The sequence below is a fragment of the Burkholderia sp. Bp9012 genome (assembly GCF_003853825.1).
Classification (GTDB): Bacteria; Pseudomonadota; Gammaproteobacteria; order Burkholderiales; family Burkholderiaceae; genus Burkholderia; species Burkholderia diffusa.
In genome coordinates, this window is record NZ_QTQA01000031.1 from 1 (window position 1) to 22,573 (window position 22,573).

General features: G+C 66.6%; 18 protein-coding genes. 6 read left to right on the plus strand and 12 right to left on the minus strand.

Annotated elements, in window-relative coordinates:
- The first annotated feature begins 724 nt into the window (after positions 1–724).
- Positions 725–1,195, plus strand: a complete 471-nt coding sequence (locus DIE11_RS30800; RefSeq protein ID WP_124629230.1) for an ATPase — start codon at positions 725–727, stop codon at positions 1,193–1,195.
- Positions 1,196–1,378: 183 nt separating this feature from the next.
- Here the strand turns inward: DIE11_RS30800 and DIE11_RS30805 are convergent, their stop codons facing one another.
- The 7 genes from DIE11_RS30805 to DIE11_RS30835 all read right to left on the minus strand — a co-directional run bounded on the left by DIE11_RS30805 (position 1,379) and on the right by DIE11_RS30835 (position 9,630).
- Complete coding sequence (locus DIE11_RS30805) at positions 1,379–2,062, minus strand: DUF429 domain-containing protein (protein WP_124629232.1); 684 nt, start codon at positions 2,060–2,062, stop codon at positions 1,379–1,381.
- 9 nt (positions 2,063–2,071) lie between these two features.
- Complete coding sequence (locus DIE11_RS30810; protein ID WP_059600831.1) at positions 2,072–2,596, minus strand: HD domain-containing protein; 525 nt, start codon at positions 2,594–2,596, stop codon at positions 2,072–2,074.
- A gap of 121 nt (positions 2,597–2,717) precedes the next feature.
- Positions 2,718–6,188, minus strand: a complete 3,471-nt coding sequence (locus DIE11_RS30815; protein WP_124629234.1) for a YhaN family protein — start codon at positions 6,186–6,188, stop codon at positions 2,718–2,720.
- A gap of 3 nt (positions 6,189–6,191) precedes the next feature.
- Positions 6,192–7,442, minus strand: coding sequence for a DNA repair exonuclease (locus DIE11_RS30820; protein ID WP_124629236.1), 1,251 nt, complete (start codon positions 7,440–7,442; stop codon positions 6,192–6,194).
- A gap of 534 nt (positions 7,443–7,976) precedes the next feature.
- Entirely contained in the window at positions 7,977–8,516 is a 540-nt protein-coding gene (locus tag DIE11_RS30825) for a hypothetical protein (protein WP_124629238.1), read from the minus strand.
- Positions 8,517–9,082: 566 nt separating this feature from the next.
- A complete protein-coding gene (locus DIE11_RS30830) occupies positions 9,083–9,352 on the minus strand; it encodes a hypothetical protein (RefSeq protein WP_124629240.1) in 270 nt (89 codons plus the stop codon).
- The gene (locus DIE11_RS30835; RefSeq protein WP_124629242.1) at positions 9,349–9,630 is read right to left on the minus strand and encodes a DUF4148 domain-containing protein; all 282 of its coding nucleotides are present in this window, start codon (positions 9,628–9,630) and stop codon (positions 9,349–9,351) included. The genes DIE11_RS30830 and DIE11_RS30835 overlap by 4 nt, the downstream gene beginning before the upstream one ends.
- A 269-nt stretch (positions 9,631–9,899) precedes the next feature.
- On the opposite strand from DIE11_RS30835, the gene DIE11_RS30840 reads away from it, so the two are divergent.
- The 3 genes from DIE11_RS30840 to DIE11_RS30850 are packed head-to-tail and all read left to right on the plus strand — an operon-like array spanning position 9,900 to position 16,071.
- Positions 9,900–13,130, plus strand: coding sequence for an efflux RND transporter permease subunit (locus DIE11_RS30840; RefSeq protein ID WP_124629244.1), 3,231 nt, complete (start codon positions 9,900–9,902; stop codon positions 13,128–13,130).
- A 49-nt stretch (positions 13,131–13,179) separates the two neighbouring features.
- Positions 13,180–14,547, plus strand: coding sequence for an efflux RND transporter periplasmic adaptor subunit (locus tag DIE11_RS30845; RefSeq protein ID WP_124629246.1), 1,368 nt, complete (start codon positions 13,180–13,182; stop codon positions 14,545–14,547).
- A gap of 30 nt (positions 14,548–14,577) precedes the next feature.
- A complete protein-coding gene (locus DIE11_RS30850; protein ID WP_124629249.1) occupies positions 14,578–16,071 on the plus strand; it encodes an efflux transporter outer membrane subunit in 1,494 nt (497 codons plus the stop codon).
- On the opposite strand, the gene DIE11_RS30855 is transcribed toward DIE11_RS30850, so the two are convergent.
- From DIE11_RS30855 to DIE11_RS30875, 5 genes are all read right to left on the minus strand, one after another.
- Positions 16,052–17,533 (minus strand): heavy metal sensor histidine kinase, encoded by a 1,482-nt coding sequence (locus tag DIE11_RS30855; protein ID WP_124629251.1) that lies wholly within the window; start codon positions 17,531–17,533, stop codon positions 16,052–16,054. The two genes, DIE11_RS30850 and DIE11_RS30855, sit on opposite strands and share 20 nt — an antisense overlap.
- A complete protein-coding gene (locus DIE11_RS30860; protein ID WP_006759651.1) occupies positions 17,530–18,207 on the minus strand; it encodes a heavy metal response regulator transcription factor in 678 nt (225 codons plus the stop codon). Before DIE11_RS30860 ends, DIE11_RS30855 begins: the two co-directional genes overlap by 4 nt.
- Before the next feature lie 335 nt (positions 18,208–18,542).
- Positions 18,543–19,022: an RES family NAD+ phosphorylase gene (locus DIE11_RS30865; protein ID WP_124629253.1), complete on the minus strand. Its 480-nt coding sequence runs from the start codon at positions 19,020–19,022 to the stop codon at positions 18,543–18,545.
- Positions 19,019–19,474, minus strand: coding sequence for an antitoxin Xre/MbcA/ParS toxin-binding domain-containing protein (locus DIE11_RS30870; RefSeq protein ID WP_006753033.1), 456 nt, complete (start codon positions 19,472–19,474; stop codon positions 19,019–19,021). Before DIE11_RS30870 ends, DIE11_RS30865 begins: the two co-directional genes overlap by 4 nt.
- A 313-nt stretch (positions 19,475–19,787) precedes the next feature.
- Complete coding sequence (locus DIE11_RS30875) at positions 19,788–20,429, minus strand: HD domain-containing protein (protein WP_124629255.1); 642 nt, start codon at positions 20,427–20,429, stop codon at positions 19,788–19,790.
- A 223-nt stretch (positions 20,430–20,652) separates the two neighbouring features.
- Here DIE11_RS30875 and DIE11_RS30880 point away from each other — a divergent pair, with 223 nt between their 5' ends.
- Both DIE11_RS30880 and DIE11_RS30885 read left to right on the plus strand, forming a co-directional pair.
- A complete protein-coding gene (locus DIE11_RS30880; RefSeq protein ID WP_124629257.1) occupies positions 20,653–21,618 on the plus strand; it encodes a GlxA family transcriptional regulator in 966 nt (321 codons plus the stop codon).
- Between the two features lie 414 nt (positions 21,619–22,032).
- Positions 22,033–22,344 (plus strand): DUF4148 domain-containing protein, encoded by a 312-nt coding sequence (locus DIE11_RS30885; RefSeq protein ID WP_059682326.1) that lies wholly within the window; start codon positions 22,033–22,035, stop codon positions 22,342–22,344.
- Positions 22,345–22,573: the final 229 nt, after the last annotated feature.

A 22,573-nucleotide genomic window follows, 5' to 3' on the forward strand; every position in this document is an offset into this window, starting at 1 on the left:
GTGTAAGGCATGCCGCCAGCGTTCAATCTGAGCCAGGATCAAACTCTTCAGTTTAAACCTGTTACTGTTTTCGGTTCTTTCGAACCGGTCGCTCACTCAAAGCTGACAGGAATATGAATTGCTTCATAAACCTGACTTACTTTAGTGTGAGACTCTTGATACTTTCGCTATCTGATCCGAAGATCAGCTCGCTTCCATCAAGCGCCCACACTTATCGGCTGTTAATTTTTAAAGAGCATTTCTGCGAGAAACCTGAAGTTTCTCAGCAGCGCTGCGTTTTCAGCAGCAGAGAAGCGAGATTATGAACCGTCTTTTTCAGTCAGTCAACAACTTTTTGAACTACTTCGTTGCGACGACTGGGTTCAACTTCGTGTGCGCCGGGGCTCGACAACCGACCCTCCATCGCACCGCTTCCCTTCTTCCTCCGCGCTGCGTTTCCGTTAGCGCGAAAGAGGCGTGATTCTATGCACCAGCCCCGGTCTGCGCAACCCCCTTTGTGAAAATATTTTGAAAAAGCCCCCGTGCGCTAACGCGCACGGGGGCTTGGGGGTGGGGCGCTCTACATTACCTCAGCGCGGAGAGTCCGCGACAGATTCAGGGCGAGTCCTTCTTAACTCCTATACCGGTGGGGCGACAACATCCGCTGTTCGAGCACGCCCGCATTTGCCTCACGCCGGTCACTCGGCTGCGGATCAAACAAAGGGGGCGCACGCCGTCGAGTATCATGCCGCGATCGAACAACCCTCTCATACCGACGATGGACAGCACCACTCAATCCGGCGACGCCAATCTCCGCGATGAATACGCCGCGCTGCGCGAGCGCGCCGTCATGCTCGAAGAACGGGTCCCACCGCTCCTGCAACGCATCTCGGATGTCCTGCCGCGCATCAGCGGCGTGTCCGAATTGGCGGATGAGCATCGTGAACGACTCGTCGGCGCGCGCAACGCAGCGATGGTCTCGATCGAAAACTATCAACAGGCGATCCCGTTCCTGCAAACGGCCGACTCGATCATCGAGCAGCTCGACAAGACGCCCGAGCGCGATGAGGACATCGAGTGGCGCGAATCGCTGCTGCAGCGACTCGACGAGCTGATCGACGTCGCGGTCGTGATGATCGACGATGCGCAAGGCTATTTCGAGCACGCGGCTGCCTGCGATCTCTCCAGCGTGCCGAAGTCCATTCTCGAAGACTGAGCAGCACGGCCGGGAGGCGCACGGCGCATCGACTAAACAGATTGCGCATGCCACCGGCTTCGCACATGCCGACCGGCTGTCACTGCTCGGCACCTTGACGTCGACGATCAGATACGTCCCCCGCAAAAGCTCACCTTGCCGTCACGGATTCACGGGTAGCAGCCAACCGCGGCCCGTGAGTGACTAGAGCGCATCGAGCACGATCGTCTCGCCGACGATCGGCACACGGATGTACCCGCCCGCCGCATCGCCATACTCGTGCGCATTTCCGTCGATCACGTATTGCGCGGTCAATGCGCACAACGTCGCGTCCCGCGCGTCGACCGATCGCAGTGTCGACACGTCGATCCCGAGTTTGGTCAGCAATTGCCTGCGCTGGTTGCGTTTCTGCTTCGCCGACGCGATCGCCTTGCCAAGCATCGCGCGGGTAATCGCGTACGGATAAGTCTCGAAGCTCACGCGCCCGCCGGCATAGCGTGCGTCGGTCAGCAGCGGATAGGCCTCAGCCAGCGCGCGGTAGACGCGCTCTCCCATGAACATCCAGTCGAAGAAGCCCGACGTGCTGGTCACGGCCTGCTCGCGCGATGGCGTCGGGAAACATGAGATCCGTTCAAGCGCGAGCGCCTGCTCGGCCGCGCGGCGTCCGCTTCCCGTCCACCACAGGCTCGGCGCATCGACGCCGACGGCCACCACGTCATGCTCGATACACAGCGCAGGCAGCGCTTCGGGCGCGATCCGCGCCTCGCGGCAGACGATCGTCGAGCCGCGCAGGATCACGAGATCGCATTGCTTCTTGTCGCCGCCGACGTCGACGCCCGCCACCGCAGGCGATGACCACGCGACGGATCGGGATCGGGCCGCCTGCATGGCTGCGCGTCAGTCCGCCGGCCGCGCGTCGTACGCGGCATCGAAGATTCCTTCCAGGCCGGGATGCACGCCGCGCATCCGGTCGACGACCGACTTCGCCCAGTCGAAGTACGCCTGCTTGCGCTCGAGCGGCCAGTCCGCGGGCGGATGCCGCGTGATGTCGCGCAGGTTGCAGATCTTGTCGGCCAGCTTCACGAGCTTCGCGCGCCGGCTGATGTTCGCCGCATGCTCGACCTGAAGGCGCTTGCGCTCGTCCTTCGGCAACGACTTGTCGTCGGTGACTTCCATCACGATGTCCGCGACGTCCTTGCCGAACAGCCGCAGCAGTTCCTGCTCGGTTGTCTCCGTATCCTCGATCGTGTCGTGCAACACGGCCGCGACGATCACGCGCTCGTCCTCGATGCCGGCTTCGTTGGCCAGCACATCGGCCAGCGCGATCGGATGGTTGATGTACGGCGATGCCTCGTCATCCTTGCGCCGCTGATTGCGATGCTTGTCCGCCGCGAATGCGATGGCAGCTACCAGCTTGTTCATATTGATCCCTCGTATGGCCGGACTGCGGCCGGCAGAACCGGTCACGTCCGTTTCGGAACCGCACATACTACCTGCACGCGATGACCATTCCCAAGTATCGGGACCATCGGGCCGCCCCGTGTCATGCGCCGGCTACCTCGCGCTGCAGCGCGACCACGTTGACCTGCGCGCCGAACACGTCCCGCACGAGCGGCAGCAGGTGATCGTGGTGCGTCAGGAACAGCACCTGGGTTCGCGTCGACAGATCGCGCAGCGCCTCGAGCCCCGCCTTCGCACGCGCATCGTCGAAGTTGATGAACAGATCGTCGGCAACGAACGGCAGAGCGGTCCGGCTGGCGAGCTGCAGTTCGAGCGCCGCGATCCGCAGCGCGAGGAATAACTGGTCGCGCGTGCCTTCGCTCAGGCCCGCCACCTCGACCGACGTGCCCTTCGTGCGCCGCGCGTACAGCGCGGGCGGCGTCCGTTCGGTGTCGACGGTCAGCCGCGAGAATTCGCCGAGCGTGAGCCCCGCGAAAATCTCGCCCGCCCGGCGCAGCATCGGCCCCTGCTTCTGGTCGCGATAGCGATCAGTCGCCCACTTCAGCAGACGGCTCGCCGTCGCCGCTTCCAGATACTGTTCGGCCGCGTCACCCATCGCGGCCAGCGCTTCCTGCCGCTTCGCCTCGGCCACGGCCGCGCTCGCCTGGCCGTCGATCGCACCGAACGCCTGCTGGGCGACGACCTGTTGCTGCGCGAGCGTGTTCAGGCGCTTGCCGACGTCGCCGAGCGACTGCTTCACTGCTTCGAGATGCGCGGGCACGTCTGCGATGTCCTGTTCCGCGACCTCGGCCTCGACGGCCGCCTGGGACAACCCGTCGCCATCGCGCACCAGCGCCTCCTTCGCGGCATCGACAGCCTGCCGAAGCTGGCGCTGCCGATCCGATCGCTCGGCCAGCGGCAGCGCCGCATCGATCGACGCAACGCCGGCCAGTTGCAGCAACGGCTGAATGCGTGCATCCGCACCCGCCACCGCGGCGGCCGCATCGGCGACCTTGCCGTCGGCCTGCCGCACCGCCTCGTCGGCACGATCGATCGCGCGCGCGGTTTCCCGTGCGGCCGCCACGCGCATCGTCAACCGGCGCGCAACGTCCAGCCAGTCGCCGCTCGCCAGCCATGCTGGCTCCAGCGCATCAGCGAGCCGCCGTGCGCCGGCCTCGAGCGCGGCCAGCTCCGCACGGATCGCGGCCATCCGGTTGCGCGGCGCATCGGCGCCGGCCAGTTCGGCCGTCACCGCATTCGCGAGCCCGAGCGCCCCTTCCGCTGCGGCCAGCGTCACCGCATTCGCTGACAGCTTCGCGTCGGCGAGCGCATCGCGCCATTGCGCTTGCCACGCATCGTAGGCCGCCTGGGCCTGGCCGGCGCGTGAACGGGCCGTCGCGCAGCCGCGTTCGGCTTCGCGCGCGCGGTCCTCCAGGCTGTCCTTCTGCGCGAGCGTCTTTTCAGCCGATTGCACGAACGTCTCGGCGATCGCGATGAGCGCCGCCAGCCCGTCGGCGTCGCTGCCGCGCGAAACCAGGCGCAGCGCCGTACGCAACGTAGCCTCCGCGCCGGCCCGTGCTTCGCGGATCGTCTCGAATTCGCGGCGCTGGCGGTCAAGCTCGAGCTGCGCGGCAAACACCACGTCGCGCTTCGCGAGCCAGTCGCCCATCGCTGCCAGCGGCATGCCGGGCACGCCGGCCGTCGTCGCGAGGTCGGACCATGCGTCGCGGTGCGCGGCCAGCTCGCGCTCGCGCTCGTCGACTGCCGCCTGCCGGCGCGTCAATACCGCGCGGGCGGACTCGACCTGCTGACGCAGCGATTGCAACGTCGCCGCCGCTTGCGTGGCACCGAGCTGCGCATCGACCAGTTCGTCGGCGAGGCGTATCGCATCGTCGACGGCCGGCGCACCCGTTGCGAGATCGACCGCGCCGCTGCGGATATCGCCCCACGCATCGTCGCGGCGTGCGCGCGCCGCCAGCACCTCGGCGGTCGTGACGACCTTGTGAGTCTCGGCGAAATGCTTCTCCTGCAGTTCGAGCCGCTCGAGTTCCTCCTGCGCGCCGTCCCGCGCATCGCGTGCGGCAGCCGCCGCGCTCGCGCGCTCGCTTGCTTCGTTGAGCAGCGCGCCGAGCCGCGCCGCCGACGGCACATCGAGCACCCGCAGCGCGTCGACCGGCTTGCGCCACTGGCCGAGCGCATCGACCGCATCGGCGAGCGCGCGCTCTGCGGCGGCAATGTCGCGTTCGAGCGCCTGTTCGCGCTGGCCGCTGCTGCGAAAGCCCTGCGCGTCGGCAAGCGCCGCTCGAAGCACTTCCGGCACATCGACCGTCGACAGGCGCGCCAGTTGTTCGTGCGCCTGCGCGAGTTCCTGCGTGCGTTCGTCGAGCGATTCGCGCGCGCCGGCCAGCGCCTGATGCAGCGCGCCGTGATCGCGCAACAGGTTCGCGACCGTCTTCAGCGACAGCGCGCTCGGCAGTGCCGCGCGCAGTGACGCCTCGTCGGTCGGCCAGCCGAGCTGAGCCGCGGCGGAACCGGCAGCGGACAGATGCCGCTCGACGTCCGCGCCGAGCAACAGCAGATCCTGTGCGTGATTCATGCAGGCGCCGCGCAACCGGTCGAGTGCTTCGATGTCGCCTTCGAGAGCCAGCGCGTCGACATCCGGATCGATCGCGTCGCGCGCTTGCCGTTTCGCGAGCAGGTCCGCGCGGCGCTCCTCGAGCACCTTCTGTTCGGCCGCGAGATCGCCTTGCGCTTTCAGCAGGTCTGCGTACGCGGTCGGCGGCAATTCGACGACGGCGCCCAGTTCGGCCAGCGCCGCTTCCTTGATCGTCAATTCCTTCAGGTACGGCGCCAGCCGCCGCACGCGCTCGAGCTTCGAGCGCAGCGCTTCAAGCTGGCGCTGCTCCGCGCGCGCCTGCTCGACCTCCTGCTCGACCGCATCGCGCGCTTCCTTGCGATCGACCCAGTCGCGCGTGCGCACCTGGACTGCCTTCAGTTCGCCGACTGCTTCGTTGAACAATGCCTCGGCCTGCGCGAATGCGCTGCCGCTGCGTCGCGGCGCCCACAGCTCGCCCGCTCGCGCGTCGAGTTCCTCGCGCACAGACCCGAGCGTGCCGACGCCCGCCGCCGATTCGAACAGCACCTGGCCGAGTTTGTCGGACGCATCGAGTATGCTCCGGCCGCCGTCGACGAGCCGACCGTGGTCGAGCCCGAACATCTGCTCGAAGAACTCGCGCGTCGCGCCGTCGATGATGGCGTTCAGATAGTCGTCCGGTAGCTTGTCGTCGGCGGGTGTACGCAGCGGGCTGCGCCCGCGGGCGCGATGAAATGCGAGCGCGCCGGTGCCGCTCTCCAGCACGCCGCCGATCCGCAGTTCGGGCGTCGCATGCAGGAAGTCGAGCGGCGTCTGCAGCTTCATCCCGAACAGCAGTTCCGACACGGCTGTCCGGATCGTCGACTTGCCGGCCTCGTTCGGCCCCACGATCACGTGGAAATCCTGGCCGGCCGACGGAAAGCGCAGCGTCTCGTCGGTGAACTTGCCGTATTTGATCAGATCGAGCTGGCTGATGCGCATCGCTTATTCCCCCCTCGCCAGCCGCGCGAGCAACGCGGGCCCGACCTGCTCGACCAGCGCCGTGAGTTCGCCAGCGCGCGCCATCGTCAGCAGCGGCACCTCCTCCTTCACGTCGCTGCGCACCTTGCCGATGAACGGCTTCAGGTCGCGCTCAAGCAGCGCGAGGAAATCCGGATCGTGCGCGGCATCGGCCAGGATCTGCTTGAGATCCTCCAGCGCCTCGAGTTGCTCGCTCTCGCCCTGCGGCTGCTCGGGCGCGGATGTCGCGAGCCGAACCTTCTCCAGCCACAGCCGTTCGTTGCCGATGATGCCGATCTGGTTCAGCACCTCCGCGCGCAGTTGCGGGGCGCGCCCGAAAAAGAGGCCGTGCGCGGGCGTACGCCCCGTGACCGTCACGCGCACCGCGCGCGGCACATGGCCATCGACGTTCAGCAGCGCCTCCAGCGACTGGCCGATCTTTCTCGACAAGTCGGCGACCGTGAGGCAGTCGGACGCGTCGACCGACACGGCTTCCCAGCGCAATACGTCGAGATACAGACGTTCGATGTGCGTGCGCCCCTGCTCGATCGTCACGAGCACCGCGCCGCGGCGGCCCGTCTCGCGGATATGGCGACCCTGCAGGTTGCCGGGAAACACGACGGTCGACGGCCCCGACCATTGCTGGAACTCGTGCACGTGGCCGAGCGCCCAGTAGTCGTAGCCCTTCGCGTGCAGTTCCGCCAGCGTGCACGGCGCATAGTTCGCATGCGCCGCATAGCCTTCGAGCGCGGTGTGCAGCACGCCGATGTTGTAGTAACCCGGCACCGGGTCCGGATAGCCGATCGCGAGATTGTCGACGACAGCCTTGTCCTTGAAGCTCTGCCCGTGCAGCGCCACGTCGAATTCCGGCAGCCGGTGGGTTTCCGGCTTGCGATGGCCGAACACGGTGACGTTGTCGGGCAACGTGAGCTTCTTCGTCATCTCGCTTTCGGCATCGTGATTGCCGCCGAGCACGAATGCGCGAATCCCGGCCTTGCGCAGGCGGCCCATTTGCTGGCCGAAGAAAATGCCGGTGTTGTGGTCCTTCCAGTCGCCGTCGTACAGGTCGCCGGCGATCACGAGGAACGCAATTTCCTCTTCGATCGCACGATCCACGAGCTGCCGCAGCGCCTCGCGCGACGCGTTGCGCAACTGCGCGGCCGGCGCGTCGGGATACGCGCTCAGGCCGTGCAACGGACTGTCAAGGTGAATGTCTGCCGCGTGGATGAACTTCACGAAGATTCCTCTGTTTCATGACGAAGGGGCGGTGTCGACCGGCATCGTGCGCGATCGAACGCCGGGCACGGCCGCCCGTCGCCAGCGGGTCGGGATGGTACCTGAAAGCGGGTACCGCGCAGACCACGGCCCAGCATCCCGACGACGGCGAAGTTCGTCGCGCCGCGTCACTCGCCGCGCGTCACGGGCGGCAGTGCAAAGCCGTTGTCGTTGTCCGGGGCGGATTCGCGTTGCGACGCAGCGCTTCCTCGGCGCTTTCCTTCCGCGCGAACAATGCGACGCCGATGACACCGGCGTTCGCCGTCTCGCCGTACTTCGAATTCGTGATGCCTCGGCATGTTACCGGACCATGCCGGGAGCCTCGGTGACCGGGAGCCCCGCTATTTAAGCATGGCGTGCAGGCAATGGGCAGAGAGTATACGGACCGCCTGTTTCGGTCTGCGGCCCACGCTTCCTGTCACGATGCACGGCGCATCAATAAAAAAAGCCCGGCCCGCATCGAAGCGGGCCGGGCCTGTGCGGGACGCAGGTTGCTTACAGCGCGCCGCCTTGCGCCGACGCCGAACCCTTCAAGCCGACCGATGCGCCGCCCTGCACCGAGTTCGCCGCGCCTTCGAGCGCTTCGCCAGCCTTCGCCTTCGCGCCGCCGGCGACATCGCCCGCCGTCGACACCGCGCCTTGCGCATGGTTCTTCGCCGAGCTCGCGACGTGCTTCACGTGCGACTTCGCCGCGTGCGTGGCCGATACCGCCGCGTCCTTCGCCGAACCGGCGGCCGAGCCGACTGCCTGCGTCGCGCCACCGACCGCGTTACCGGCCGCCGAGCCGACGCCGCCAACCGTCTTGCCCACGCCGTTCAGCGCGCCGCCGACGACGTTGCCTGCGCCCGAACCCGAGCCCGCGGCATTCGCGCCGGCACCTGCCTGCACGCCCACGCCGCCGCCGAGCAGCGGCGTCTGGACTTGTGCGCCGACGCCGGCGGAACCCTCAGCGCCCGTCTGGGCCGTTTGTGCGAAAGCCGCCGATGCGATTGCCGTCAGCGCGGCGCCAAGCAGAATCGTGCGAATCTTGTTCATGGTCATTCTCCCCAAAGACGTTGTTGCTGCGGGCCGCGTTCCGCGGCTGGTCGCATGCCTCACCGCGACGTGCGGCAGGTGGAGCTAATGTAGCGGCGCCGCCGCCCAAAACCGTCGAATTGCGGGGACTGTTACTTCCGTTGCAAATGCTGACGATTGACTCACACTGTTTGACAATCATCGGAACCGGCTCGTGATTGGCGCCGTCCGATGGCATGCTTCGGTGCGCCGGGCACGACGCACCGGCTAGCAGGGAAAGCGACCATTCCTGTAGGCATCCCAAAGGCTTGCTTGACGACGCCGGCGGTTACCCCGCTGCTCTCCCGTGCCAATCCGCACGACACCTTTTTGACACCGTCGTCCGGGCCGGCATGCGGGCTCCGCATGCGTGGCCGTGCGTACGGATTCGGTATCGGGACTTCAGACACGGTGGGCGAAACTGGCGATGCGAACCAGCCGATCGCCTGAGTGATGGCCGACGCGCGACAGGGTTACACCGTCGCGGCTCACTGTCGCGCCGACTTCGACGTACGTGCGTGAAAAGGATCTCGAGGCGGCACCCCGGATCACCCCTGTGGGCTCGACGAGGCTCGGACCCGCCAGGTCGCGGCAGTCCCGTGTGCACTGCCGACGCCATGCGAGGAGGCGAATGCCGTGCGCGATCGCGCATCATCCGACGCCTGCGTCGGATCGAGCTCGCGCAGCACACTCGCACGGCTGCCGTCGTCGCTCGGCAATTCCGGCTGCCCGCGCGCAAAGGCCGGCATGGCCGTCGCCGCGAGCAGCGCGGCGACCACCATCCGGGAACGGAGCTTCGTCGCGTTCCCCTGCTTCATTGCGCGCTCGCGGTCGATACGGTCGTTGCCGCGGCGGCCATGCCGGTGCGCTGGTCACCGTGCGCGATCGCGTAGAGCTCGCGGTTGCGTGCGACCGTCGCCGCGCTCGGCGGATAGTCGGAGTTCGACGTGGGCACGGTGCCGTCGCGTTGTGCCTGAACGAGATCGGCGATTACCTCGGCACGGGTCACGCCGGACGGCGAAGTTTGTGCGAAGGCGGCGACCGGCATTCCGACGACGACGGCGAGCAGCGCGGCTGCGATCAGTTTGCGATTCATGATGAAACTCCCGAGAACGGTTCAATGAAGACGCATCGTCGATGCGCCGCCGGCGTGACCGCAATTGCGATTCGCCGCCTGACACGTCCATTCTGGAGATCGACCCGCACCCCACGCTGACCGGCAGATGACAACTTTGAAATCCGTCGCCCACGCACGGATAACGGTTTCGTAATGTTCAGGTCAGCAACGGGTCAACGCCGCGCCAGCAGACTGCATGCTCACCGCATCGAATGCGGCACCCATGCCCTGCTTCGAGGAAAAAAATCATGTGGATCGTCCGGCTGGCGTTGCGCAGGCCCTATACATTCGTCGTACTCGCACTGCTGATCTTCATCGCGGGACCGCTCGCGATCCTGCGCATGCCGACCGACATCTTCCCGAACATCGACATTCCAGTCGTCAGCATCGTCTGGTCATACAACGGCTTTTCCGCCGAGGACATGGCCAAGCGGATCACGTCCAACTACGAGCGCGCACTGACGTCGGACGTCGACGACATCGAGCACATCGAATCGCAGTCGCTGAACGGGGTGTCGGTCGTGAAGATCTTCTTCCACCCCGGCGCGGACATCAATCGCGCGATCGCAGAAGCCGCGAGCAATTCCGCGTCGATCCTGCGGATCCTGCCGCCCGGCACGCTGCCGCCGAACATCATCACGTACAACGCGTCGACGGTGCCGATCCTGCAGCTCGGACTGTCGAGCAACACGCTTGCCGAACAGCAACTGTACGACCTCGGCAACAGCTTCATCCGCACACAGCTCGCGACGGTGCAAGGCGCGGCGGTACCGCTGCCGTTCGGCGGCAAGATTCGCCAGATCGTCGTCGATCTCGACACGCGCGCGCTGCAGGCGAAGGGGCTCGCACCGATCGACGTGGTGAACGCGATCAACGCGCAGAACCTGATCCTGCCGGGCGGCACAGCGAAGATCGGCACGCGCGAGTACAACGTGCAGATGAACGGCAGCACACAGACGGTCGCCGCGCTGAACAACCTGCCCGTCAAGACGATCGACGGCAACGTGGTCTATGTGCACGACGTCGCGCACGTTCGCGACGGCTACGCACCGCAGACCAACATCGTGCGCGTCGACGGCAAGCGCGCGGCGCTGCTGACCGTCGAGAAGACCGGCAGCGCGTCGACACTGACGATCATCGACCAGGTCAAGGCGATGCTGCCGAAGATCGCGGCCGGTTTGCCGAAAGCGCTGCACATCTCCGCGCTCGGCGATCAGTCGGTGTTCGTGAAGGCGGCGGTGCATGGCGTCGTGCGCGAAGCGCTGATCGCCGCCTGCCTGACCGCGCTGATGATCCTGTTGTTCCTCGGCAGCTGGCGCGCGACGTTGATCATCGCCGTATCGATTCCGCTCGCCGTGCTCACATCGCTGCTCGCGCTGGGCGCGCTCGGCCAGACCATCAACATCATGACGCTCGGTGGGCTCGCGCTCGCGGTCGGGATACTCGTCGACGACGCGACCGTCGCGATCGAGAACATCACGCACCATCTCGAACGCGGCGCGCCGCTGGAAGACGCCATTCTGACCGGCTCGGGCGAAATTGCCGTGCCGACCTTCGTATCGACGCTGTCGATCTGCATCGTGTTCGTGCCGATGTTCATGCTCACGGGCGTCGCGCGCTACCTGTTCGTGCCGTTGGCCGAAGCGGTGATCTTCGCGATGGTCGCGTCGTATTTCTTCTCGCGTACGCTGGTGCCGACGCTCGCCATGGTCCTGATGCGCGCAAAGGGACAAGGCCGCCCGCCGCGTGGCATATTCGCGCGCATCGCACGATTCCAGGCCGCGTTCGAACGTCGCTTCGAGGCGGTCCGGCTGCGCTATCGCGCGCTGCTGTCGGCAGCGATCTCGAATCGCCGCCGTTTCGCGGCCGCGTTTCTTCTTGCGTGCGCCGCATCGACCGGCCTGTTCGCATTCGCCGGCCAGGACTTCTTCCCGTCGGTCGACACGGGCGAGATCCGTCTGCATCTGCGCGCACCGACCGGCACGCGGATCGAGGAAACCGCGCGCCTCACCGACGAAGTGGAAGCGCGCATCCGTACCGTGATTCCGGCGAACCAGCTGGCCGGCATGCTCGACAACATCGGCGTGCCGGTGAGCGGGATCAACCTCACGTACGACTCGTCCGACCCGATCGGCACCGAAGATGCGGACGTGAACATCACGCTGAAGCCGAACCATGCGCCGACGGCGGCGTATGTCGCGAAGCTGCGCAACCTGCTGGCCCAATCGTTCCCGGGCGTAACGTTCGCATTCCTGCCGGCCGACATCGTCAGCCAGATTCTCAATTTCGGACTGCCCGCGCCGGTCGACATCCAGATCGTCGGCAACAAGCTGGACCAGAACCGCGCGGTGGCGAACGCGCTGCTTGCGAAGCTGCGCGGCGTGCGCGGCCTCGTCGATACGCGCATCCAGCAGCCCGGCGACGAGCCGGCGATCAACGTCGACGTGGACCGCACGAAGGCGATTCAGGCCGGCCTCGAACAACGCGACGTCGCGCAGAACTTGCTGATCGCGCTGTCGGGCAGTTCGCAGACGACGCCGAACTTCTGGCTCGATCCGCGCAACGGCGTCAGCTACCCGTTGATCGTGCAGGCCCCGCAGTATTCGGTCGATTCGCTGCAGGCGCTGGCGAACATACCGCTGCCTGCGGGTACCGCGCGCCCGCCGCAAACGCCCGCCGGCGGTCCGGCCGCAGGCGCGCCCGCACAGAACCTGCTCGGCGCAATGGGTGCGTTCTCCCGCGCGACGCAGCAGGCCGTGGTGTCGCACTACAACGTGCAGCCCGTGCTCGACATCTTCGCATCGGTGCAGGGACGCGATCTGGGCGGCGTCACGGCCGACGTGACGAAGCTCGTCGACGATGCGCGCGCCCAACTGCCGCCCGGTTCGTCGATCGTGCTGCGCGGCCAGGTTCAGGCGATGCACGAATCGTTTACCGGACTGCTCGGCGGCCTCGCGATCGCGATCGCGCTCGTCTACTTGCTGATGGTCGTCAACTTCCAGTCGTGGCTCGACCCACTCGTGATCGTTGGCGGCCTGCCCGCGTCGCTGGCGGGCATCGCGTGGATGCTGTTCGTCACGCGCACCACGCTGTCGGTGCCCGCGCTGACCGGCACGATCCTGTGCATCGGCATCGCGACCGCGAACAGCATCCTCGTCGTCAACGCGGCGCGCGAGCTGATCGCAAGCGGCGCATCACCGTGGCAGGCCGCGCTCGAGGCCGGATTCAGCCGCTTCCGTCCGGTCGTGATGACCGCGCTCGCGATGCTGATCGGCATGCTGCCGATGGCGCTCGGCCTCGGCGACGGCGGTGAACAAAATGCCCCGCTTGGCCGTGCGGCGATCGGCGGGCTGGCGTTCGGCACGCTGTCGACACTGCTGTTCGTACCCGTGCTGTTCGGCTTCATCCACGCGTGGCTCGACCGACGCCGCGAAGCGGCCGCCGCCCGCCGCGTGCAGGACATGCCGGTGGTGCGCTGATCAAGAACGCATCCCGATTCCCTACGACTCGCCCGACATCGAACTCATCATGAACGACACGATCGAACCGCTGACCCCGCCGCCGGCTGCCGAACCGGCAACGATGCCGCCTACCGCGCGCGACGCAACGCCAGAAACGCCGCCGTCCCGGCGCGGCCGCAAGCTGGCCGTCCCGCTTGCCGCGATTGCCTTCGCCGCCACGCTGCTCGCGATCGGCATCGTGCCGCGCATCGCCGCGCGCGCCGCGCAGCGCCACCAGGTGGCGGCGCAGCAGGCGCTGCCGGTGACCGTGATCCAGCCCGGCGCCGCGCCGGCCGACCAGACGCTCACGCTGCCGGGTGCCGTGACGCCGTATGCGGAAGCGTCGATCTACGCGCGTACCAGCGGCTACATCGCCCACTGGAGCGCGGACATCGGCACGCATGTGAAGGCCGGGCAAACGCTCGCGCAGATCACCGCGCCCGACCTCGACGCGCAGCTGCGCCAGGCGCGCGCGGACGCGGCGACCGCGCAAGCGAACTACGACTATGCGAAATCGACCGCGCAGCGCTGGCAGGACATGCTGAAGACGCAATCGGTGTCGCAGCAGGACACCGACACGAAGGTGGCCGACATGAACGCGAAGCGCGCGATGCTCTCATCCGCGCAGGCCAATACCGCCCATCTCAACGAGCTCGTATCGTTCGAATCGGTGAGCGCGCCATTCGACGGCGTGATTACCGCGCGCAACGTCGACGTCGGCACGCTCGTGACGGCGGGCGGCACGCCGGGCAGCCCCGGACTGTCGGGCGAACTGTTCCATCTGGAGCAGACGGACACGCTGCGCGTGTTCGTCGACGTGCCGCAGGACAGCGCGGCCGGCGTCTCCACCGGCACGGCCGTCTACCTGACCACGCAGCAGTATCCGGGGCGGCGCTTCGCCGCGCACGTCGCCCGCAGCGCGGGCGCGATCGACCCGGTCACGCGCACGCTGCGTGTCGAGATCGACGTCGACAATCGCGATGGCGCGTTGCTGCCCGGCGCGTATGCGCAGGCGCACCTGCTCGTACCGAGCGCGGCGCCGGCGTTCGAGCTGCCGGTCAGTGCACTGCTGTACCGGCCGAACGGCGTGACGGTTGCAACGGTCGACGCGAATGGACGCACGGCGCTGAAGACCGTGCAGATCGGACGCGATTTCGGCACGCATGTCGAGATCGTCGCCGGGCTCGGCGCGACCGATCGCGTGATCGACAACCCGGGCGATTCGATCGCAAGCGGCGAAACCGTGAAGATCGTGTCGGTCGAGCACAGCGCGGTGCCGGCCGCTTCGCCGGCAGCGCAACCGGCCACGGCAAGCGGTGTGCCGTCAGCGCCACGCGCGGCGACGCCCATGCCCGCCTCCGCGCCGGTTGCGCGTACCTCGAACGCCCGCACCTGACCCGCCATGCCTACCTGTGAGATTCCCGCCATGCGCCTTCCTCACCCACTCCCGTTCGCCCGCCGCGTCGTCGCGCTCGGCGTTGTCACCGCGTTGGCCGCTTGCTCGACGCTGCCGCCCTATTCGCCGCCGACCGTCGCGGTACCCACGCACTATGCCGGCGCGCCGGCCGCGCAACCGGGCTGGCAAGTCGCGGCGCCGGCCGATGCCGCGTCGCGCGGCGCGTGGTGGACGGTGTTCAACGACGCGGATCTGAACGCGCTCGAAGCGCGCGTCGACGTGTCGAACCAGACCGTCAAGAAAGCCGTTGCCGACCTCGAGCAAGCGCGCGCGACGGTCGAGTACCAGCATGCGGGGTTTCTGCCGACAGTCACGGCGGGCGTGGCGCAAAGCCGTTCGCGCATATCGCGGAACAAGCTGGGTTCGTCACTCGCCGGCAAGACGACACCCGACCATCAGGTCGGCGTGGCGGCAAGCTGGGAACCCGACGTGTTCGGCCGTGTGCGCGATGCGGTGGCAGGTGCGCAGGCGAACGCGGACGCAAGTGCGGCCGATCTGCAAGCCGTCAAACTGTCGGTCACGGCCGAACTCGCGACCGACTATTTCGCGCTGCGTTCGCTCGACACGCAAAAGCAGCTGCTCGACGACACGGTGCGAGCCTATGCGGATGCGCTGAAGCTGCTGCAACAGCAGTTCGCAGCCGGCGCGATCGATGCATCCGCCGTCGCACAAGCCGAAACGCAACTCGAAGCGACGCGCACGCAGGATACCGACATCGACGCGTCGCGTGCGCAGCTCCAGCATGCGATCGCGACGCTCGTCGGCGAAAACGCATCGACGTTCGCATTGCCTGCGCGCGTTCAAGCGTTCGACGTGCCTGCCATTCCGGCCGGCGTGCCGTCGCAACTGCTCGAACGACGGCCGGACATCGCAGCTGCCGAGCGCCGCGTCGCGGCCGCGAACGCGCAGATCGGCGAAGCGCGCGCCGCGTTCTTCCCCGATCTCGTGCTGTCGGCGAGCGCGGGGCTCGAAAGTGGGTTCTTCGCGCCGTGGCTGACCGCGCCAAGCCTGTTCTGGTCGCTCGGCCCGCAACTTGTCGGCACGCTGTTCGACGGCGGCCGGCGCAGCGCGACGCTGCGCGGCGCGCACGCGCAGTACGATGGCGAGGTCGCCGACTATCGGCAAACCGTGCTGGGCGCATTCCAGCAGGTGGAGGATCAATTGTCCGCGCTCGATGCGCTCGCGTCCGAGGCCGCCAGTCAGCAGCGCGCGACCGACGCGGCCGACCTGTCGCTGCGGCTGACGACGAATCGCTTCGATGCCGGCGCCGTCAGCTATCTGGACGTGGTGACCGCGCAGACGATCGCGCTGACCAATCGGCGCCAGGCCGACGAGATCGCCGCACGTCGGATGGAAGCATCGGTCGGATTGCTGAAGGCGCTGGGCGGCGGCTGGCACTCGGGCGCGGATATCGCCGCTCGCGCCGCCGGATCGGGTACAGCGATCAAGACGCAGGGTTCCTGACGAAGATGAGGATGAACCGCGTGCCCGCCGCGTCGCTTTCGACGCGCGCGGTGCCGCCGTGCAGCTCCATCACCGAGCGCACGATCGCGAGCCCGAGCCCGGCCGTGCCGCCCGGCACGCCGCCGCTGCGCGCGGGGTCGCCGCGCACGAATCGGTCGAAGATGCGCGGCAGCAGCGCGGGATCGATCGGCTCGCCCGGATTCTCGACGACGACGCGTACCGTGTCCGCTGTTTCGTCGACGCTCAGCGCAATGACGCCGCCCGCAGGCGTATAGCGCAGCGCATTCGCGAGCAGGTTGCCGACCGCGCGGCGAAACAGCTCGACATCGGCAATCAGCTGGCCGTGCCCTTCGACGCGCAGCGTGGAACCCGCTTCATCGGCGAGCCCTTCGAAGTATTCGGCGATGCGCGTCAGCTCGTCATGCACGTCAAACGCGCGCTGCCGCGTCACGAAGGTCGGGTGTTCTGCGCGCGCGAGAAACAGCACGTTCTCGATCATGCGTGCGAGACGGTCGTATTCCTCGAGATTCGATTCGAGCAGCGCCTGGTATTCGCCGGGCGAACGCGGCCGCGCAAGTGCCACTTCGGTCGCGCCGCGCATGTTGTTCAGCGGCGTGCGCAGGTCGTGCGCGAGATCGGCGCTGAATTGCGACAAATGTCCGAAAGCTTGCTGCAGGCGGCCGAGCATCGCGTTCTGCGCATCGACGAGCGCACGCAGTTCGCGCGGCGCACGCGCGGCGTCGAGCCGCGCGTCGAGCTTGTCGACGGTGATCCGGCCGGTGTTCGCGACGATCTCGCGCAGCGGTGCAAGCGCCGTGCGGATCAGCCAGTAGCTGAGCAGCATTGCGCACAGCGCGCCCAGCCCGCCGGCGAGCTTCAGCTTGTCGCGATAGCCGTCGAGCAGTTCGGCGCGATCGCTCATGTCGCGCGCGATCGCGATGCGGATCTGCGTACCGTCGCGCAGCATTGCGCCGGCCACGACACCGCGCACGGACGTGCCGTCGTCGGCGCGCCATGTCGCGATCCGGTCGACGGTGATCCGTTCGGCCGCCGGCACCGGCGTCGCGTGGGGCGGAAACAGTTCGGCATCGGGCAACGCAGGCGGTACGGGCGACGCCATGCCCAACGAAGGCGTGGGCAGATCCTCGCGCTCGGTCCGCCTGACGTTGTGCCGCGCAAGCACATTGCCCCGATCGTCGACCACGGCCATCGAGAGTGCCGCGTTCCCGAGCACCTGGCTCGTCAGCCGGTCCGCGTGCGCGCGCACGGCGTCGAGCGAATCGAGTTCGCCCGCGAGCCGGCGCGTATGTCGTGCGGCAAGCACGATGTCCAGATCGTCCTGCGTCCTCACTTGCCGGTCGAGGCCGGTATACACGTACGTGCCGACGAGCGCGAAGACCGCGAGCATCGTCGCGCCGAACGAGAGCGCGAGCGTCGCGCCAAGCGATCGACCGAGCGTCATGCACCGTCCTTCGGTTCGAGCACGTAGCCTACGCCGCGCACCGTGTGGATCAGCTTGACCGGAAACGCATCGTCGATCTTCGCGCGCAGTCGCCGGATGGCGACTTCGACGACGTTGGTGTCGCTATCGAAGTTCATGTCCCAGACATACGACGCGATCTGCGTGCGGCTCAGCACTTCGCCTTGTCGACGCGCGAGCAACTGCAGCAGCGAGAACTCGCGTGGCGTCAGGTCGATCCGCACCGTGCCGCGCTTCACGCGGCGGCGTACGACGTCGATTTCCAGGTCGCCGACCACGATGCGCTCGGTCTCGCGTGGTGGGCCGCGGCGAGCAAGCGTGCGGATGCGCGCGAGCAGTTCGACGAATGCGAACGGCTTCACGAGGTAATCATCGGCGCCCAGTTCGAGACCGTGCACGCGGTCCTGCACATCGTCGCGCGCGGTCAGGAACAGCACCGGCGTGGTATGGGTATCGCGCAGGCGCTTGAGCACGCCCCACCCGTCGAGCACGGGCAGCATCACGTCGAGCACGATCACGTCGTAGTTCTCTTCCTGCGCGAGCATCAGCCCTTCCGCGCCGTCCTTTGCGAGATCGATGCTGAAGCCGGATTCCTCGAGCCCTTTCTTCAAGTACGCGGCCGTCTTCGGTTCGTCTTCGACTATCAGGATGCGCATGCTCGGCTCCATCGCATTCGGTTGGAATATGCGGCGATGTTACCGGTAAACCGGCAGGTGAAAGTCTTCGCCGACCAGCGGGACAGCTCGATTACGAAAATGTAATCCGAGGGTCAGCGCGTTGACTGTCGCGGCATTGCGCACGTCATGACGACGCGTCGGCGATTTGCCATGCCGCGGCCTGCGCCGCACGTTCGCTTCCTGCGTAAAGGGCTGCTGGTGGGATGGCGGTCGATGTCGGCGGGTGCGCCTGCGGCGGCGCTACCGTTTCCCGCGGCACGCTGCGGCGACGCAATGAACGACATGTTCCTGCGGCTCGTCGTGCGCGACGCGCCCTATTCGCTCTTGTTCGACTGGACCAGCCGCAGAATCCGGCTGTCGTACGGCGACTGCATGACTTCCGCGACGCGGACGTCGGATGCGGCCGGGTGCAGCGGATTCAACAGGAAGTTGTGCGCGTGCGGCACGACGACGCTCGGCACGCGCAGCAGTGCGCTCGGCTGCGTGTGCAGCCACTCGGTGCCGGCGCTGCGGGTCCAGTCGACGTTTTCCCGCCAGTCGGCCGGCGCATCGCCTTCCGCGATCTCGGCAACGTCCACCGATTCGGACACCTCGACACGCAGCAACTGGTATGCGCTCGGCAATTGCGCAACGGTGGCCATTTCGAAGTGGACGAGCGTCTCGAGCAGCGCGAGCGCCGGATGCTCGGCGAGATAGACGACGGGCTGCCCGGCAAAATGCCAGCGCCCGCCGGCCCGCAAGCCGCCGATGCCTTTCAGATCGGCGTAATTGCTGATGCGCCACAGCGTCGTCAAGCGAAATACCCCTCGTCGATCTGCGTGAGCGCCTCTTCGACGAGTCGGGCGCCGTGCTCGGTGCTCGACATGTCGAGCGACGTGCGGCCGCCGAAGCGCTGGAGCCCGTTGCGCAGCCACGCCATTGCCTTGTCCTGGTCGCCGAACGTGGCCGTCGCCTGCGCGACGATGCGTGCAAGCCGGATCGCCTTGTCGGATTCCTCCGGCGACAGGCGCTCGTGCGCCTGGCGACGATGGCTCAACGTGCGCCGCGGGATGATGAAGGCGAGTTCATCCGACTTCAGGCCGCGCTCCGACAGGCGATCGATTACCGCGACGTCGACGCGCGCACTCGCCAGCTCGGCGAGATCGGCGCCCGAGCGCACGCGAATCGCGAGCAGTTGCTCGAGTATCGTGAATTCGGCCTGGCGCGGGTGCGCGACGCCCGAAGGGTGAAACGCGATCGTGCTCATGATTTTTCTCCGGCAATTTGCCCAATCATTATAGGCGTTTTGCCGAAGGCGGGCGGATTCTTGTCGTCAGGGGTTCACCGGGCGTCGGACCGGGCTTTCGGCACCCGACTCCGGCCCCATTATCCGTCGCCCGGATCGCGCGAATCGACGATTCCCTGCGGAAGCCAAGGCGGTGAAATTCAGGATATGAAGGCCTGCATCGACGTCATGTGGTTGTCACGTAACAACTTTTCTAAGGAATAGTGATCGGCAGGCGCGACGTGCGCGGCCCAGGGCGCCCTCCCTCCCACGCCCTGCCCGGCGCCGATGCCGATCAGCCGGCCCATGCCGACGATCGGATCACGCTGCAGAAATTGCCTGCATGGAAATGCGGATCCTTGTCGGCCAGCACATCGGCCTTCACGTTGCCGAACGTCGTGTCCGGCTTGTGCCGAATGCCGTCGTAGAACGCCTGGATGATGTCTTCCTTGAAATGCAGCGTGCGCGGATGTGCACGGACGACGGCATCTCGTTCGACGTCGCTGTACTCCGGATACGCGAGGCCCAGGACGTCCATCTCGACCCCTGCGGTGACGAGCGCGACGACCGGATGCATGTGCTTCGGAATGCCTGGCGTAGTGTGCAGCGCGATCGCAGTCCATACGACCTCGATGTCCTGCTGCGAAATGCCCTTGCTCTTCAGAAAATCGCGGGCGGCATTGGCGCCATCCACTTCGAATCGTTCGCACGCGCTGCTGTGCCGATGCGTGAGCCCCATGTCATGAAACATGCAGCCGCAATAGAGCAGTTCGGGATCGTAGCGGAGCCCACGGTGCTGCCCCGCAAGCGCGGCGAAGTAGTAGACGCGGCTGGAATGGTGAAACAGCAACTCGGACTCGGTATCCCGTACGAGTTCGGTGATCTCGCGAGCGAGTTGGCTATCGGGAACGGTGATGCCGGCGACGTTCACAGTCATGATCGACCTCCATTGAAGACAGCACCCATTCTCCGGAGGCCAGGGTTTGGCATCAATCGGCGTATTACGACGAATTCTGCCATTTCGCGCGATCGACGGCCATCGCGGCCGCAACCCTCGAATTGCGCCCGCGAAGTGCGCCGATGCTCCATCGTCGCCTCGCGTTGCGCGTCTATACTGCTACGCGTCACGTTCGACACATTGATACCACACGCAACCGAACATGCCGAAGGTCGTGGGAATTTTCGCGGTACCGGGCGTACAACTGCTCGACGTTTCCGCGCCGCTCGACGTATTCGCCCAGGCTAACGCCGAATGCGGCAAGCCGTTCTATACGCTGCGGATCATCGCGAGCGAGTCCGGGCCGATCCGCGCGTCATCGGGCGCGCAATTGCTGGCCGACTGGATCGCTCCCGACATTCCCGATCGCCTCGACACGCTGCTCGTCGCCGGTGCGCCGGGTGCCGCCGCGGTCGCGCTGCGAACCGACGTCCTCGCGTGGCTGCGCTCGGCCGCCGTGCAAAGCAAGCGGTATGGCTCGATCTGCACCGGCGCGTTCATCCTCGCGGCGACCGGCCTGCTGAAAGGACGACACCTGACGACGCACTGGGCCGCCGCCGACGCGCTCGCCGATGCGTATCCGTCGCTCACGGTCGAAGCGGACGCGCTGTATGTACGCGACGGCAAGCTGCGCACCGGAGCGGGCGTCACGGCCGGGCTCGATCTCGCGCTCGCGCTGGTCGAGGAAGATCTCGGCCGGGAAATCGCACGGCGCGTCGCCGCGCAACTGGTCATGTTCTTCAAGCGCCCGGGCGGACAGCTCCAGTTCAGCCGCAGCGGCGAGGCACGGCCGGCCGGGCGCTCCGTGCTGCAGGAAGTCCAGCGCTGGATCGCCAGCCATCCTGAACTCGAACACTCGGTGGCGGCACTCGCGAAGCATGCGGGCATGAGCCCGCGCCACTTCGCGCGGCTCTTTCGCGCGGAGGTCGGCATGACGCCGGCCGCGTGGGTCGAAGCGACCCGCATCTCCGCTGCCCGGCAACTGCTCGAAAACGGACATGACACGCCGAAGCAGGTCGCCGCGAAATGCGGCTTCGCGAATGTCGATACGCTCAGACGGTCGTTCGCGAGGCACGTCGGGGTCACGCCCGCGGAATACCGGAAACGACAGTCGGTCGTCGAGGAATGAGTGACGCGGTACGCACGACGATGCGGCCGCTAATACTCACGTCGATGTGCGAGAAGGCGGAGTCGGCCCGGATTGCACCGCGAGGGGCGAACACACTCCCTCGTTCGCGACCAATGATTCGTTATCCGATTTAATTGATCTTTCCATCGGCCGAAGTCGGCGTGCGGTTGCAATACACCTCTGTCCCGGATCGCGCCAGCTCCTGGTTCGGCGCCCACAATCACACTCATCGAATGCGTGCCGGCATACCCATAATCATCAGACAAAATCCCGCTTTCCCCGCGAATCGTTTACTCAGTTGCAATAATTATTCGCTGGAACGCCTATTTCCGACCGGTATCGCAATCGCTACGATGCAATCAACCGCTGAACGCAATAAGCGAAGCGCGAAATCTACGAAAACCGGAGGTCACCATGAAGTCGTTCATCTACGCAGTTGCCGCTGCCGCCGCCCTTACCGCATCCGTTGGCGCATTCGCCCAGTCGAACTCGTCGGGCGAGCTGACGCGCGCCCAGGTCCGCGCAGAACTCGTGCAACTCGAGCAAGCCGGTTACAAGCCGGAAGTGTCCGACGCCCACTATCCGAATGCGCTGCAAACCGCGCAGGCCCGCGTGACGAACAGCGACGCAACGGGTTACGGCGCACAAGCCGCCGCCGGCGTGCGTGCCGGCCGCGTGATCGCGGTCAAGCAAACCGCTCGAGACTCGGTCTATTTCGGTCAGTAAGACCGACGTACGCAGCGCGTACCTCGATACGCGCGCTGTCGACGCAACACCCCGCTCCCGTTCATCGGGGCGGGGTGTTGCGTTTTCGGTGGCTCCGACTTACGCGCTCCGCGACGCACGATCGATGCGCAGCGTGGATCGGTTGCAGCCCCGAACCGTTCACGCAGACGGCTGGCGTTTGCGCATAGAATGGCCGCGTGGTCGGCGCCGGCCTAAGCGAACGCGAGCG

Bases quoted from the DNA above. Each gene is read 5' to 3' on its own strand.
- DIE11_RS30800 (WP_124629230.1), top strand. From the start codon at position 725: ATGCCGCGATCGAACAACCCTCTCATACCGACGATGGACAGCACCACT.
- DIE11_RS30805 (WP_124629232.1), bottom strand. From the start codon at position 2,062: ATGCAGGCGGCCCGATCCCGATCCGTCGCGTGGTCATCGCCTGCGGTG.
- DIE11_RS30810 (WP_059600831.1), bottom strand. From the start codon at position 2,596: ATGAACAAGCTGGTAGCTGCCATCGCATTCGCGGCGGACAAGCATCGC.
- DIE11_RS30815 (WP_124629234.1), bottom strand. From the start codon at position 6,188: ATGCGCATCAGCCAGCTCGATCTGATCAAATACGGCAAGTTCACCGAC.
- DIE11_RS30825 (WP_124629238.1), bottom strand. From the start codon at position 8,516: ATGAACAAGATTCGCACGATTCTGCTTGGCGCCGCGCTGACGGCAATC.
- DIE11_RS30830 (WP_124629240.1), bottom strand. From the start codon at position 9,352: ATGAAGCAGGGGAACGCGACGAAGCTCCGTTCCCGGATGGTGGTCGCC.
- DIE11_RS30835 (WP_124629242.1), bottom strand. From the start codon at position 9,630: ATGAATCGCAAACTGATCGCAGCCGCGCTGCTCGCCGTCGTCGTCGGA.
- DIE11_RS30840 (WP_124629244.1), top strand. From the start codon at position 9,900: ATGTGGATCGTCCGGCTGGCGTTGCGCAGGCCCTATACATTCGTCGTA.
- DIE11_RS30845 (WP_124629246.1), top strand. From the start codon at position 13,180: ATGAACGACACGATCGAACCGCTGACCCCGCCGCCGGCTGCCGAACCG.
- DIE11_RS30850 (WP_124629249.1), top strand. From the start codon at position 14,578: ATGCGCCTTCCTCACCCACTCCCGTTCGCCCGCCGCGTCGTCGCGCTC.
- DIE11_RS30855 (WP_124629251.1), bottom strand. From the start codon at position 17,533: ATGACGCTCGGTCGATCGCTTGGCGCGACGCTCGCGCTCTCGTTCGGC.
- DIE11_RS30860 (WP_006759651.1), bottom strand. From the start codon at position 18,207: ATGCGCATCCTGATAGTCGAAGACGAACCGAAGACGGCCGCGTACTTG.
- DIE11_RS30870 (WP_006753033.1), bottom strand. From the start codon at position 19,474: ATGAGCACGATCGCGTTTCACCCTTCGGGCGTCGCGCACCCGCGCCAG.
- DIE11_RS30875 (WP_124629255.1), bottom strand. From the start codon at position 20,429: ATGACTGTGAACGTCGCCGGCATCACCGTTCCCGATAGCCAACTCGCT.
- DIE11_RS30880 (WP_124629257.1), top strand. From the start codon at position 20,653: ATGCCGAAGGTCGTGGGAATTTTCGCGGTACCGGGCGTACAACTGCTC.
- DIE11_RS30885 (WP_059682326.1), top strand. From the start codon at position 22,033: ATGAAGTCGTTCATCTACGCAGTTGCCGCTGCCGCCGCCCTTACCGCA.